At 69.1% G+C, this 14,334-nt stretch carries 9 protein-coding genes and 1 tRNA gene; 8 read left to right on the top strand and 2 right to left on the bottom strand.

The genetic code is table 11. The annotated features are described in order from the left end of the window. Nucleotides 1–13: 13 nt before the first annotated feature. From ACWD12_RS29215 to pyk, 6 genes are all read left to right on the top strand, one after another. Nucleotides 14–829 (top strand): DsbA family protein, encoded by an 816-nt coding sequence (locus tag ACWD12_RS29215; protein WP_358353194.1) that lies wholly within the window; start codon nucleotides 14–16, stop codon nucleotides 827–829. Nucleotides 830–928: 99 nt separating this feature from the next. Next, nucleotides 929–2,062 (top strand): prolipoprotein diacylglyceryl transferase, encoded by a 1,134-nt coding sequence (gene lgt / locus ACWD12_RS29220; protein WP_450102075.1) that lies wholly within the window; start codon nucleotides 929–931, stop codon nucleotides 2,060–2,062. 258 nt (nucleotides 2,063–2,320) lie between these two features. Further along, a complete protein-coding gene (locus ACWD12_RS29225) occupies nucleotides 2,321–3,007 on the top strand; it encodes a VIT1/CCC1 transporter family protein (RefSeq protein ID WP_358353229.1) in 687 nt (228 codons plus the stop codon). 323 nt (nucleotides 3,008–3,330) lie between these two features. Then, entirely contained in the window at nucleotides 3,331–7,890 is a 4,560-nt protein-coding gene (gene gltB / locus ACWD12_RS29230) for a glutamate synthase large subunit (RefSeq protein ID WP_450102076.1), read from the top strand. Then, entirely contained in the window at nucleotides 7,883–9,343 is a 1,461-nt protein-coding gene (locus ACWD12_RS29235; protein WP_450102077.1) for a glutamate synthase subunit beta, read from the top strand. Before gltB ends, ACWD12_RS29235 begins: the two co-directional genes overlap by 8 nt. 257 nt (nucleotides 9,344–9,600) lie before the next feature. Next, entirely contained in the window at nucleotides 9,601–11,025 is a 1,425-nt protein-coding gene (gene pyk / locus ACWD12_RS29240) for a pyruvate kinase (protein WP_450102078.1), read from the top strand. A 65-nt stretch (nucleotides 11,026–11,090) separates the two neighbouring features. On the opposite strand, the gene ACWD12_RS29245 is transcribed toward pyk, so the two are convergent. Beyond that, nucleotides 11,091–11,846 (bottom strand): transcriptional regulator, encoded by a 756-nt coding sequence (locus tag ACWD12_RS29245; RefSeq protein ID WP_450102079.1) that lies wholly within the window; start codon nucleotides 11,844–11,846, stop codon nucleotides 11,091–11,093. Nucleotides 11,847–11,931: 85 nt separating this feature from the next. Then, nucleotides 11,932–12,005, bottom strand: a tRNA-Leu gene (locus tag ACWD12_RS29250). A gap of 121 nt (nucleotides 12,006–12,126) precedes the next feature. Here ACWD12_RS29250 and ACWD12_RS29255 point away from each other — a divergent pair. Both ACWD12_RS29255 and ACWD12_RS29260 read left to right on the top strand, forming a co-directional pair. After that, nucleotides 12,127–12,747, top strand: a complete 621-nt coding sequence (locus ACWD12_RS29255; RefSeq protein ID WP_358353206.1) for an ANTAR domain-containing response regulator — start codon at nucleotides 12,127–12,129, stop codon at nucleotides 12,745–12,747. Between the two features lie 305 nt (nucleotides 12,748–13,052). After that, nucleotides 13,053–14,216, top strand: a complete 1,164-nt coding sequence (locus ACWD12_RS29260) for a branched-chain amino acid ABC transporter substrate-binding protein (RefSeq protein WP_450102080.1) — start codon at nucleotides 13,053–13,055, stop codon at nucleotides 14,214–14,216. Nucleotides 14,217–14,334 lie beyond the last annotated feature (118 nt).

The raw sequence follows: 14,334 nt of genomic DNA on the forward strand, positions 1-14,334 counted from the left end.
GTGACCTGAGGACATGAGCAAGAAGAACGACGACGGCAAGCGCACCGCCCGCGAGCGTATGCAGGCGGAGCGGGCCCGCCAGCAACAGGCGGACAAGCGCAAGCGTGCCCTCATCATCGGCGGGTCGGTCGTCGCGGTCCTCGCCGTCGCGGCCGGCATCGGGATCATCGTCGGCAACAACAAGTCGGACAAGAACGAGTCCAACTGGGCCTCGGTCGCGGACCAGCCGCTCAAGCAGCCCGCGGGCGTCACCGGCACCGTCGTGCCGTACGGCAGCAACCCCAATGCCCCGGTCCTCACCATCTACGAGGACTTCCGCTGCCCGATCTGCGAGCAGGTCGAGACCAAACTCGGCGCGACCATCCAGCAGCTCGCCGACGCCGGAACCATCCGCCTGGAGTTCCACATCGCGTCGTTCCTGGACCGCAACCTCGGCGGCAACGGGTCCAAGTACGCGGCCAACGCCGCCGCGTGCGCGCAGGACGCCGGCAAGTTCAAGGCGTACCACGACGTCCTGTACGCGAACCAGCCCGACGAGAGCAGCGACAAGTTCGGCAAGAACTCCTACCTGCTCGACCTCGCGAGCAAGGTGGACGGCCTGCGCAGTCCGGCGTTCGACCAGTGCGTCAACGACCTCGCGTACGCGCCCTGGGTGAAGCAGTCCCAGGAGGACTTCAACAACGCCAAGGTCGGGACCGAACAGGTCACCGGTACGCCCACGCTGGCCATGAACAACCAGAAGCTGAAGTACACCGAGGGCAACGCGATCATGAGCCCGGAGGCGTTCAAGGCGCAGATCGAGCAGATCATCGCCACGATGCCGAAGTAGCCGCGACCCCGGCCGCCCGCGCCGCGGCCCCGCGCATCCGTGTTCACAAGGGCACAGGTGCAGCCGTGGCGCGGGCGGCAGGGTAGCGTCATCCCTGCCATGGATCTCGCATACATTCCCAGCCCGTCCAAGGGCGTCGTCGACCTCGGCCCGCTGCCGCTGCGCGGGTACGCGCTCTGCATCATCCTCGGCGTGATCCTGGCCATCTGGCTCGGTGAACGCCGCTGGATCGCCCGCGGCGGCCGGCCCGGCACCGTGATGGACATCGCGGTGTGGATGGTGCCGTTCGGCCTCATCGGCGGCCGCATCTACCACGTGATCACCACACCCGGGCCGTACTTCGGTTCGGACGGCGACCCGATGCAGGCGTTCGCCATCTGGAAGGGCGGCCTGGGCATCTGGGGCGCCATCTTCCTCGGCGGCGTCGGCGCGTGGATCGGCTGCCGCCGCCGGGGCATCCCGCTGCCGGCCCTGGCCGACGCGCTGGCCCCCGGCATCGTGCTCGCGCAGGCGGTCGGCCGCTGGGGCAACTGGTTCAACCAGGAGCTGTACGGCAAGGCCACCGACGTCCCGTGGGCGCTGAAGATCGACGCCGACCACAGCCCGGACGGCGTCGCGGGCACGTACCACCCGACGTTCCTGTACGAGTTCCTGTGGTGCATCGGCGTCGCGCTTCTGGTGCTCTGGGCGGACCGCCGCTTCACGCTGGGCCACGGCCGCGCGTTCGCGCTGTACGTCGCCGGCTACACGGTCGGCCGGTTCTGGATCGAGTACATGCGCATCGACGAGGCGGAGCACGTCCTCGGCATGCGGCTCAACAACTGGACGTCGATCCTGGTCTTCGCGGGCGCCGTCGCCTACATGGTCATCTCGGCCCGCAAGCACCCCGGCCGCGAGGATCCCGCGACCCTCAAGGGCACCCGGCCCTTCGACGACGACAGCGACTCCGAGGCCGCCGAGCCCGACGAGGACTCCTCGAAGGTCGACTTCACCAAGGCGGACTCTGCCAAGGCCGACTCCTCCAAGGCCGACATCTCCAAGAGCGACTCGTCCAAGGCCGAATCGCCCACGGCCGACTCCTTCGAAGCCGCCGACGAGGACGACTCCCCCCGGGACGACTCCTCCGACCCCGCCGACGGCGAGACGTCCGGCACACCCGAGGAAGACACCTCCGCGAACGGGGAAGAAGCCGCCGCCGGGAAACGTTCCAAGGACGGCTCGAAGCGTTCCTGAGCCACCCGGTCGACCCTCTGACCTGCGGGTTTGGTCAGCCTTGCCTTGCTGGTGGGGCCCGTGTGCCACGCGGTAGCTTCGAGGGGACGGAACCCCTGAGGAGGGCCTGACGTGAGCAGCATCGGCGAGATAGGCGAGGTCGAGGCGGCCGCTCCTACCCCGAAGGCGCACGCCGCACGGACCGGCTCCGCGTCGGAGGAAGCCAAGGCCACGGCCGCCAAGGCACCCGGCGCCGCCAAGGCCGCCGGCGAACCGGAGATCGACCACAGCCACCGCGACATCGCGGGCGGCTGGCTACGCCCCGCGGTATTCGGCGCGATGGACGGCCTGGTCTCCAACTTCGCGCTGATCGCCGGCGTGGCGGGCAGCAACGCGTCCGCCAGGACCATCGCCATCACCGGCCTCGCGGGCCTGGCCGGCGGCGCCTTCTCGATGGCGGCGGGGGAGTACACCTCGGTCGCCTCGCAGGCCGAACTGGCCCAGGCCGAGGTCGAGGTCGAACGGCGCGAGCTGGTCCGCGCGCCGGAAGCCGAACTGCGCGAGCTGGCCGAGCTGTACATCGCCCGCGGGCTCGACGAGGAACTCGCGTACGAGGTGGCCACCCAGCTCTCCCGCGACCCGGACCAGGCCCTCGAGATACACGCCCGCGAGGAGCTCGGCGTCGACCCGCACGACCTGCCGTCGCCCTGGCTGGCCGCCGGATCGTCGTTCCTGGCCTTCGCGATCGGCGCGGTGCTGCCGCTCCTGCCCTACCTGCTGGGCGCCGTCGAGCTGTGGCCCGCGCTCGTCCTGACGATGGTCGGCCTCTTCGCCGCCGGCGCGGTCGTCTCCCGCGTCACAGGACGCCCGTGGTGGTTCGGCGGATCCCGCCAACTGCTGCTCGGCGGCGCGGCCGGCGGCCTGACGTACCTCCTGGGGATGGCAATCGGCCACGGCATCGGCTGACAATCAGCTGACAGCGCGTGAAGGGTCCGAAACGCACACGACATCAAAGTGCGTGCGCACAAGGCATGCACAAAACGATCACCTTGCGTACGTCTGTTCGACCGTTTCGGTGACAGGGTGGCCGGGAATGAGCCCAGCGCGCGGAGGCGGCAGTGGCGACGGGCCGGACACAGCCCCCGGTTTTTCCGACAGTGTCCGGATGACGAGACAAAGGTGTCTTGTGTTCCGGATGCCACAACTGATCGTGTAACCTGCACGAAATCGCAGAGGGCCAACGTCGTCCCTGTTGCGCACCACACGCCACGACGACGACGGGAGCGCCGATGCCTCCTGCTGCATCCACTCAGGGCCCCCTTTTTTCCGCGGTTCCCGCTGCCCAGGGCCTGTACGACCCCCGCAACGAGCACGACGCCTGCGGTGTCGGTTTCGTCGCCACGCTCACCGGTGAGCCGAGCCACGACATCGTCCAGCAGGCCCTGACCGTGCTGCGCAACATGGAGCACCGCGGCGCCACCGGCGCCGAGCCGGACACCGGCGACGGCGCCGGCATCCTCACCCAGGTCCCGGACGAGTTCTTCCGCTCCGTGGTCGGCTTCGACCTCCCCGCCGCCGGCGCCTACGCCGCGGGCATGGCGTTCCTCCCCGACGACGACGTGCACGCGGGCCGGGCCAAGTCCTCCATCGAGCGCATCGCCGCCGAGGAAGGCCTCAAGGTCCTGGGCTGGCGCGACGTGCCGACCACCCCCGAGCTGGTCGGCGCCACCGCCCGCGCCACCATGCCGCGCTTCGCGCAGATCTTCGTCGCCGACGCCACCGGCGAACGCGACGGCATCGCCCTGGACCGCCTCGCCTTCTGCCTGCGCAAGCGGGCCGAACGCGAAGTCGAGGTCTACTTCGCCTCGCTGTCCGCGCGCACCCTCATCTACAAGGGCATGCTGACGACCGGTCAGCTGGAGCCGTTCTTCCCGGACCTCTCCGACCGACGCTTCACCTCCGCCGTGGGCCTGATCCACTCGCGGTTCTCCACCAACACCTTCCCGGCGTGGCCGCTCGCCCACCCGTACCGCTTCATCGCGCACAACGGCGAGATCAACACGGTCATGGGCAACCGCAACTGGATGGCCGCCCGCGAGTCCATGCTCGAGACCGACCTCATCCCCGGCGACCTGTCGCGGCTGTACCCGATCTGCACCCCGGGCGCATCCGACTCGGCGTCCTTCGACGAGGTCCTCGAACTGCTGCACCTCGGCGGCCGCACGCTGCCCCACGCGGTCCTCATGATGATCCCGGAGGCGTGGGAGAACCACACCTCCATGGACGAGGCCCGCCGCGCCTTCTACCGCTTCCACGGCACCGTCATGGAGCCCTGGGACGGCCCCGCGTGCGTCACCTTCACCGACGGCACCCAGATCGGCGCCGTGCTGGACCGCAACGGCCTGCGCCCGTCCCGGTACTGGGTCACCGACGACGGCCTCGTCGTGCTCTCCTCCGAGGTCGGCGTCCTCGACATCGACCCCGCCAAGGTGGTCCGCAAGGGCCGCCTCCAGCCCGGCCGCATGTTCCTCGTCGACACCGCGACGCACCGCATCGTCGAGGACGACGAGATCAAGTCCGCGCTGGCCGCCGAACACCCGTACGCCGACTGGCTGCACGCCGGCCTCATCAACCTCGAGGACCTGCCCGAGCGCGAGCACGTCGTACACACGCACGCCTCCGTCTCGCGCCGCCAGCAGACCTTCGGGTACACCGAGGAAGAACTCCGCGTCATCCTCGCCCCGATGGCCCGCACCGGCGGCGAACCGCTCGGCTCCATGGGCACCGACAGCCCCATCGCCGCGCTCTCCGAGAAGCCGCGCCTGCTGTTCGACTACTTCGTGCAGCTGTTCGCCCAGGTCACCAACCCGCCGCTGGACGCCATCCGCGAGGAACTGGTCACCTCCCTCGGCAGCTTCGTCGGCCCCGAGGCCAACCTGCTCGACCCCACCCCGGCCGCGTGCCGCAACGTCGTGCTGCCCTTCCCGGTCATCGACAACGACGAGCTCGCCAAGCTCATCCACATCAACGCCGACGGCGACATGCCCGGCCTCAAGGCCGCCACCATCTCCGGCCTCTACCAGGTCGACGGAGGCGGCGAGGCCCTGCGCCGCCGCCTGGAGGAGATCCGCACCGAGGCGACCACCGCCATAGCGGACGGCGCCCGCATCATCGTGCTGTCCGACCGCCACTCGGACGCCGAGAACGCGCCGATTCCCTCGCTGCTGCTCACCAGCGCCGTGCACCACCACCTGATCCGCACCAAGACCCGCACCCAGGTCGGCCTCATCGTCGAGGCCGGCGACGTGCGCGAGGTGCACCACGTGGCGCTCCTCATCGGCTACGGCGCCGCCGCAGTCAACCCCTACCTCGCCATGGAGACCGTCGAGGACCTCGTCCGCGAAGGCGTGTTCCTCAAGGACATCGAGGCCGAGCAGGCGATCCGCAACCTCATCAAGGCGCTCGGCAAGGGCGTCCTGAAGGTCATGTCCAAGATGGGCATCTCCACCGTGTCGTCGTACCGCGGCGCCCAGGTCTTCGAGGCCATCGGCCTCGCCGACGGCGTCGTCGCCGAGTACTTCACCGGCACCACCAGCAAGCTCGGCGGCGTCGACGTCGAGGTGCTCGCCCGCGAGGTCGCCGAGCGGCACGCCAAGGCGTACCCGCCCAGCGGCATCGCCCCCTCGCACCGCCGCCTGGAGATCGGCGGCGAGTACCAGTGGCGCCGCGAGGGCGAGCCCCACCTGTTCGACCCGGAGACCGTCTTCCGCCTCCAGCACTCCACCCGCGAGCGCCGGTACGACATCTTCAAGAAGTACACGTCCCGCGTCGACGAGCAGTCCGAGCGCCTCATGACGCTGCGCGGCCTGTTCCGCTTCAAGGACGGCGGGCGCGCCCCGATCTCCGTCGACGAGGTCGAGCCCGTCGCCGAGATCGTCAAGCGGTTCTCCACCGGCGCCATGTCGTACGGCTCCATCTCCATGGAGGCGCACCAGACCCTCGCCATCGCGATGAACCGCCTCGGCGGCAAGTCCAACACCGGCGAAGGCGGCGAGGACGCCGAGCGCCTGTACGACCCCGAGCGCCGCTCGGCGATCAAGCAGGTCGCCTCCGGCCGCTTCGGCGTCACCTCCGAGTACCTCGTCAACGCCGACGACATCCAGATCAAGATGGCCCAGGGCGCCAAGCCCGGCGAGGGCGGCCAGCTGCCCGGCCACAAGGTCTACCCGTGGGTCGCCAAGACCCGGCACTCCACCCCCGGCGTCGGCCTCATCTCGCCCCCGCCGCACCACGACATCTACTCCATCGAGGACCTCGCCCAGCTCATCCACGACCTGAAGAACGCCAACCCGCAGGCGCGCATCCACGTGAAGCTCGTCGCCGAGGTCGGCGTCGGAACGGTCGCGGCCGGCGTCAGCAAGGCCCACGCGGACGTCGTCCTCATCTCCGGCCACGACGGCGGCACCGGCGCCTCGCCGCTGACCTCCCTCAAGCACGCCGGCGGCCCCTGGGAGCTCGGCCTCGCCGAGACCCAGCAGACGCTGCTCCTCAACGGCCTGCGCGACCGCATCGTCGTCCAGACCGACGGCCAGCTCAAGACCGGCCGCGACGTCGTCATCGCCGCGCTCCTGGGCGCCGAGGAGTACGGCTTCGCCACCGCGCCGCTCGTCGTGTCCGGCTGCATCATGATGCGCGTCTGCCACCTCGACACCTGCCCGGTCGGCGTCGCCACCCAGAACCCCGAACTGCGTTCGCGGTTCTCCGGCAAGGCCGAATACGTCGTCAACTTCTTCGAGTTCATCGCCGAGGAAGTCCGCGAACACCTCGCGGCCCTGGGCTTCCGCAGCCTGGACGAGGCGATCGGCCACGCCGAACTCCTCGACACCACCGCCGCCGTCGACCACTGGAAGGCCGCCGGCCTCGACCTGGCGCCGCTCTTCCACGTGCCCGCCCTGCCCGAGGGTGCCGCACTCACCTGCACCACCGCACAGGACCACGGCCTCACCAAGGCACTCGACAACCAGCTCATCGCACTGGCCGCCGACGCCCTGGAGAAGGCCGAGCCGGTCCGCATCCAGCTCCCCGTGCAGAACATCAACCGCACGGTCGGCACGATGCTCGGCCACGAGGTCACCAAGCGGTACCGCGGCGACGGCCTCCCCGACGACACCATCGACATCACCCTGACCGGCTCCGCGGGCCAGTCGTTCGGCGCCTTCGTCCCGCGCGGCATCACGCTGCGCCTCGAAGGCGACGGCAACGACTACGTCGGCAAGGGCCTGTCCGGCGGCCGCATCATCGTGCGGCCCGCCCGCACCGCGCCGTTCGCCGCCGAGGACAACGTCATCGCCGGCAACACCATCGCGTACGGCGCGACCGGCGGCGAGATCCTGCTGCGCGGCCGGGTCGGCGAGCGCTTCTGCGTCCGCAACTCCGGCGCCACCGTCGTCGCGGAAGGCGTGGGCGACCACGGCTGCGAGTACATGACCGGCGGCCGCGCCGTCGTGCTCGGCCCCACCGGCCGCAACTTCGCGGCCGGCATGTCCGGCGGCGTCGCGTACCTCCTCGACCTCGACCCGGCCAACGTCAACACCGAGCTGGCCGGCATCGAGACCCCCTCCGAGGCCGACCTCCTGGAGCTGCACGGCGTTGTGCGGCGCCATTTCGAGGAGACGGGCTCCGCGGTCGCGGAATCCCTCCTCGTCGACTGGGACACCGCGTCCCGGCGCTTCGGCAAGATCATGCCGAGGGACTACAAGGCAGTGCTCGCCGCCAAGGACGCCGCCGAGCAGGCCGGACTCACGGAGTCCGAGACCGTCCAGAAGATGATGGAGGCGGCACATGGCTGACCCGAAGGGATTCCTCACCACCCCCCAGCAGCACGGCACGCGCCGTCCCGTCGACGTGCGCATCCGGGACTGGAAGGAGGTGTACGAGGAGCGCACCCTGCTCCCCATCATCACCGAGCAGGCCGGACGCTGCATGGACTGCGGCATCCCCTTCTGCCACAACGGCTGCCCGCTCGGGAACCTCATCCCCGAGTGGAACGACCTGGTCTGGCGCGAGGACTGGGAGGGCGCCGCCGAGCGCCTCCACGCCACCAACAACTTCCCCGAGTTCACCGGGCGCCTGTGCCCGGCACCCTGCGAAGCCGCGTGCGTGCTCGGCATCAACCAGCCGGCCGTCACCATCAAGAACGTCGAGGTGTCGATCATCGACCGGGCCTGGGACGACGGCAACGTCGCCGCCCAGCCGCCCGAGCGCCTCTCCGGCAAGACCGTCGCCGTCATCGGCTCCGGCCCCGCCGGCCTGGCCGCCGCCCAGCAGCTCACCCGGGCCGGCCACACCGTCGCGGTCTACGAGCGCGCCGACCGCATCGGCGGCCTGCTGCGCTACGGCATCCCCGAGTTCAAGATGGAGAAGCGCCACATCAACCGCCGCATCGAGCAGATGCGCGCGGAGGGCACCAAGTTCTACACCGGCATGCAGATCGGTACCGACGTCGACGCCGGCAAGCTGCGCCGCCGGTACGACGCGGTCGTGATCGCCGCCGGGGCCACCGCCTGGCGCGAACTGCCCGCCCCCGGGCGCGAGCTGGGCGGCATCCACCAGGCGATGGAGTACCTCCCGTACGCCAACAAGGTGCAGGAGGGCGACCTCGTCGCCTCGCCCATCGACGTGGCCGGCAAGCACGTCGTCATCATCGGCGGCGGCGACACCGGTGCGGACTGCCTCGGCACCGCGCACCGCCAGGGGGCGGCCTCGGTCACCCAGCTGGAGATCATGCCGCGCCCGCCGGAGGAGCGCCCGGCCTCGCAGCCGTGGCCGACGTACCCGATGACCTACCGCGTCGCGAGCGCCCACGAGGAGGGCGGCGAGCGCGTCTACGCCGTCAACACCCAGGAGTTCGTGGGCGGCGAGGACGGCCGGGTCAAGGCGCTGCGGCTGGTCGAGGTGACCATGGTCGACGGCCGGTTCCAGCCGGTCGAGGGCTCCGAGCGCGAGATCCCCGCGGACTATGTGTTCCTGGCGATGGGCTTCACCGGCACCGACCGGGCCAACGGCCTGATCGAGCAGATGGGCCTGGCGATGGACGAGCGCGGCAACATCGCGCGGGACGGCGCGTACGCGACCAACGTCGACGGCGTCTTCGTGGCCGGCGACGCCGGGCGCGGCCAGTCCCTCATCGTCTGGGCCATCGCCGAAGGCCGCTCCTGCGCGGCCGAGGTCGACCAGTGGCTCACCGGCGGCACCAACCTGCCGCGGCCCATCAAGCCGACCGACCGCCAGCTCCTGGTCTGACGGCCCCGCGCCCGACGGCCCGTCCGCCGGCGGGCTCCGTACGGTTTCCGTCCGCACAGCTTCCCGCGGCAGATCGCCGTCCGGCAGAACCATCCAGGGCCCCCGTGTCGTTGTTGTAGACGACACGGGGGCTTCTTCGTGGCGGCCGCCGTCCGATGCGGCGGCCGGGTTCCGAAACAACAAAATGTTGAGCGTTGTTAACCGGCAAATCGGACACCGCTCACTCACTACTTCACGGTAGGAACTAGGGTTGATTCATGCGTCGAGCGAAGATTGTCTGCACCCTGGGCCCAGCCACCAACAGCTACGAGCAGATCCGCACGCTCGTGGACGCAGGCATGGACGTAGCCCGCTTCAACCTCAGCCACGGCACCTACGCCGAGCATGAGGAGCGCTACCACCGCGTGCGCAAGGCGTCCGACGAGTCCGGCCGCAGCGTCGGCATCCTGATGGACCTGCAGGGCCCGAAGATCCGCCTCGGCAACTTCGCGGAGGGCCCCGTCCTGCTCGAACGCGGGGACGAGTTCACCATCACCACCGACGAGGTCCCGGGCGACCGCCACGAGGTCTCCACGACCTACAAGGGCCTCCCCGGCGACGTCGGCAAGGGCGAGCGCATCCTCGTCGACGACGGCCGCGTGACGCTCGAGGTGACCGACGTGGAGGGCCCCCGGGTCCACACGATGGTCATCGAGGGCGGCATGGTCTCCGACCACAAGGGCCTCAACCTCCCCGGCGTCGCGGTGAGTGTGCCCGCGCTGTCCGAGAAGGACATCGAGGACCTGCGCTGGGCGCTGCGCATGCGCTGCGACCTGATCGCCCTCTCCTTCGTCCGCAGCGCGAAGGACATCGAGGACGTCCACCGCATCATGGACGAGGCCGGCTACCGCGTCCCGGTCATCGCCAAGATCGAGAAGCCCCAGGCGGTCGCCAACCTTGAGGGGATCGTCGAGGCGTTCGACGCGGTCATGGTGGCCCGCGGCGACCTCGGCGTCGAGATGCCGCTCGAACAGGTGCCGCTGGTCCAGAAGCGCTGCATCACGCTCGCGCGGGCGAACGCCAAGCCGGTCATCGTCGCGACGCAGATGCTGGATTCCATGATCAGCGCCTCGCGCCCGACGCGCGCCGAGGCCTCGGACGTCGCCAACGCGGTCCTGGACGGCACCGACGCGGTGATGCTCTCGGGCGAGACCTCGGTCGGCAAGTACCCGATCGAGACCGTCAAGACGATGGCCCGCATCATCTGCGCCGCGGAGGAGTCCTCCGCGCTCCAGGAGGAACTGCGCAGCCTGCCGGACCCGCGCACGCAGGGCGGCGTCATCGCCGCGGCGGCCGCGGAGATCGGCGAACGCCTGGGCGCGAAGTACCTCGTCGCGTTCACCCAGAGCGGTGACACGGCCCGGCGCCTGTCGCGCTACCGGCCGATGATCCCGACGCTGGCCTTCACGCCGGAGCCCGGCGTACGCAGTCAGCTGTCGCTGACCTGGGGCGTGGAGACGTTCCTCGGCGAACTGTGCGAGCACACCGACGAGATGGTGCAGCAGGTGGACGCGTCGCTGCTGAACATCGGCCGTTGCAAGCCGGGCGACGTGGTCATCATCACGGCCGGCTCGCCGCCGGGTGTCCCCGGGTCGACCAACATGATCCGCGTGCACCACATAGGAGAAATGCTCGCCAAGTAGGCGGCGAACTCCCCAGCGCAGTACGGCCGGTGGCCGGGACCGAACAGTCCCGGCCACCGGCCGTCTCAGTATTTCGGGCCGACGTGGAGGTCCATGAGCGCAACGGATTCCCGCCGGGCTATCGAGATGTTCTTGTGGTTGGTCCGCTTCCACGCGACACCGAGTGAGTCGAGCGTGTCGGTCATCAGACGCATGATGTCCGCGGACATGTTGGTGAACATGTAGCGCGGGTACTCGTAGCGCTTGGACTGTCCGCCGACGATTCGGGTGGTCCAGTTGGTGAAGCGCGTGCCGTCGGAGTGGATCAGTCCCCGGACCAGCGGCCAGGGATGCGCGGACACGATCTCCTTTTGCCAGTCGGCGAGTTCGATGACGCGCTTGTGCTTAGGGCCGGGCCCGTGCTGCGGGAACAGGCAAGGCCAGTGCTTCCACAGGGACGTGACCATGTGGCACCCCTGGCCGGGAACGCGGAACACCCTGCTGTCCGGCCGCACGGCGAGCATGGCGGCCGCGCATTCGTCCATGAGCCCCGGCCAGCCGTTCGAACAGGCGATGCGGAGGCCGTGAACTCCTCTGCGGTAGCTGCTGATGCAGCCGTCGCCGAGGTAGAGGCCGAGCAGGTACGCGTAGCTGCCGGGCGGGGCCGGCGGCCGGGGCACGCCGCAGCAACGGATGCAGCTGCTGGGCTTCTTGGGCTGGGGGTGGGCGCGCCAGTAGCGGATCGTCGCATGGGCGACGCCGAGTTCGCGGCTGACGGAGGCCATGGTGCGGCCCTGGGCGAGGAGCTTGAACGCGAGTTCTCGCGTGGCGGTGTCGTACATGCGTTCAAGCCTGAATTGCCATCGAACGCGCGTCCGGGAAATGCGAGAGGGTCACCCGAATGGCCGAGTGACCCTCTTTGTCAGGTACCCCGAGTCGGACTCGAACCGACAACACGACGGGTTTGAGCCATCGTCCTCTGCCAATTGGGATATCGGGGCTTATTTTAGGATATGTCCGGTTCATCCTTTTTGTTGTGAGCGGAAGTACCCTCCGCGGTGCCCAGCGTACCGCGTCTCGGTACCCTTCTGCCTGCAGGTATCGCCCCAACCGAGGAGTGCCGTGACGTCAGCCGCCAGCCAGCAGGAACCGAAGACCGGCGACTCCGTCATCCGTGTGGTCATCGCCGAGGACGAGGCACTCATCCGCCTGGATCTCAAGGAGATGTTGGAGGAGGAGGGGTACCGCGTCGTCGGCGAGGCCGGGGACGGGGCCGCGGCGGTGCGGCTGGTCGAGGAGCACCGGCCGGACCTGGTGATCCTGGACGTCAAGATGCCGATCCTGGACGGCATCTCCGCGGCCGAGCAGATCGCCGCGGCGCGCATGGCGCCGGTGCTGATGCTGACCGCGTTCTCGCAGCGCGAGCTGGTGGAACGGGCCCGCGACGCGGGTGCCATGGCGTACCTGGTGAAGCCGTTCACCAAGGGCGACCTTGTTCCGGCAATCGAGATGGCGGTTTCGAGGTTTACCGAACTCTCTGCCCTGGAACGCGAGGTCGAGGACCTGACGCAGCGCCTGGAGACCCGCAAACTCGTCGATCGGGCGAAGTCGGTGCTCCAGGAGCGGTACGGGCTGTCCGAACCTGAGGCCTTCCGCTGGATCCAGAAAACCTCGATGGACCGGCGGCTCTCGATGCGGGCCGTCGCGGAGGTCGTGGTGTCCGGAGGCGAAGTGGGGGAGTAGGCCCCGTTTTTCGCGCGTAGACCCTAAAAGTCGCCCCGATCTGTCCTGATTGGGGCGACTTTGTTCTTCTTTAGCAGAAGCGGCACCGGTTTGGCGAGCATCTGAGCTTCCTCTGAGGTTCCGGTTTCCCTGCGGTGACGTTTGATTACGGCCGCATCACATCTCATCCCGTGGACTCCCGCGCCCGGCTTTCCGAGAGCTACATTTCGGCGCACCGCGCACAAACGCCGCGGTCGCCCGATCGTTTCGGGTTATTTCGGTTCCCGTCAGAACACTCAAGGGGTTGGGCTGTGCTGAAGCGAAGCATGATCAAAATCGCGCTGCCAGTGGCGGCATCGGCACTGGTGCTGAGCGCCTGCGGCAGTGACGACGACTCGGGTGACGGCGGCAAGACCTACACCATCGGGTTCCAGGCCGGACTCTCCGGCGAGAACGCGCAGCTGGGCATCAACGAGGCCAACGGCGCCGAACTCGCGGTCGTGCAGTGGAACAACCAGCCGAACGTGCCGTTCAAGATCAAGCTCACCAAGTCGGACGACGAGGCCTCCGAGACGAAGGCCGCCTCCGCGGCCCAGAAGCTGATCGACGACAGCAAGGTCATCGCCGTCATCGGCCCCGCGTTCTCGGGTCCGACCAAGGCCTCCGGCGCGCTGTACGCGCAGGCCAAGCTGGCGACGGTCTCGCCGTCGGCGACCAACCCGACGCTGACCGACCCGAGCAACGGTTTCACTTCGCTGCTCCGCGGCGTGCCCAACGACTTCGCGCAGGGCAGCGGCATGGCGACGTACTACGCGCAGAAGCTGAAGCTGAAGAAGGTCCTCATAGTCGACGACAAGTCCGAGTACGGCGTGGGCCTGTCGGACGTGGCGAAGGCCGAGCTGACCAAGGCCGGCGTCCAGGTCGTCAGCGAGTCGGTGCCGAAGGGCACCCCGGACTACACCTCGGCCGCGACCACGGTGAAGAACTCCGGTGCGGACGGCATGATCTACGCCGGCTACTACCAGGACGCCGCGCCCTTCGCGAAGAAGCTGAAGGAGCAGGGCGTCAAGATCCCGATGATCTCCGGTGACGGCACCAACGACCCGAAGTTCATCGAGCTGGCCGGCGACGCGGCCGACAACTGGTACCTGACGTGCCCGTGCACCGACGCCAAGGTCGAGCCGGCCACCAAGGACTTCACCACCGCGTACACCGCGCAGTTCAAGGAGGCGCCGAGCACGTACTCGGCCGAGTCCTTCGACCTGACGAACATGGTCATCCAGGAGATCAAGAAGCTCGACGAGGCGGGTACCAAGATCACCCGTGAGCTGATGCTGACCACCCTGAAGAAGGCGTCGTACAAGGGCCTGACGAAGACCTTCAGCTTCGACGAGAAGGGCGAGTTCGCGGGCAAGGGCATCTACCTGTACGAGGTCAAGGCCGGAAAGATCGGCTACCTCGGCAACATCGAAGAGCTGGCCAAGAGCTGACGAGGCGCGGCATCGCCGACGCACCGTGACGGTCCGCGGGGTCCGGGTCCGCTCCTTCGACCCGGACCCCGCGCCCGTGCGGTGAGCCGTGCGCCAACGCCCCCTGCCTGCGCTCTCA

The sequence above is a fragment of the Streptodolium elevatio genome, from assembly GCF_053592165.1.

What these genes read in the sequence shown, in the direction of transcription:
- ACWD12_RS29235 (WP_450102077.1), top strand. Translation starts at nt 7,883, where the DNA reads ATGGCTGACCCGAAGGGATTCCTCACCACCCCCCAGCAGCACGGCACG.
- gltB (WP_450102076.1), top strand. Translation starts at nt 3,331, where the DNA reads ATGCCTCCTGCTGCATCCACTCAGGGCCCCCTTTTTTCCGCGGTTCCC.
- ACWD12_RS29215 (WP_358353194.1), top strand. Translation starts at nt 14, where the DNA reads ATGAGCAAGAAGAACGACGACGGCAAGCGCACCGCCCGCGAGCGTATG.
- ACWD12_RS29245 (WP_450102079.1), bottom strand. Translation starts at nt 11,846, where the DNA reads ATGTACGACACCGCCACGCGAGAACTCGCGTTCAAGCTCCTCGCCCAG.
- lgt (WP_450102075.1), top strand. Translation starts at nt 929, where the DNA reads ATGGATCTCGCATACATTCCCAGCCCGTCCAAGGGCGTCGTCGACCTC.
- ACWD12_RS29260 (WP_450102080.1), top strand. Translation starts at nt 13,053, where the DNA reads ATGATCAAAATCGCGCTGCCAGTGGCGGCATCGGCACTGGTGCTGAGC.
- pyk (WP_450102078.1), top strand. Translation starts at nt 9,601, where the DNA reads ATGCGTCGAGCGAAGATTGTCTGCACCCTGGGCCCAGCCACCAACAGC.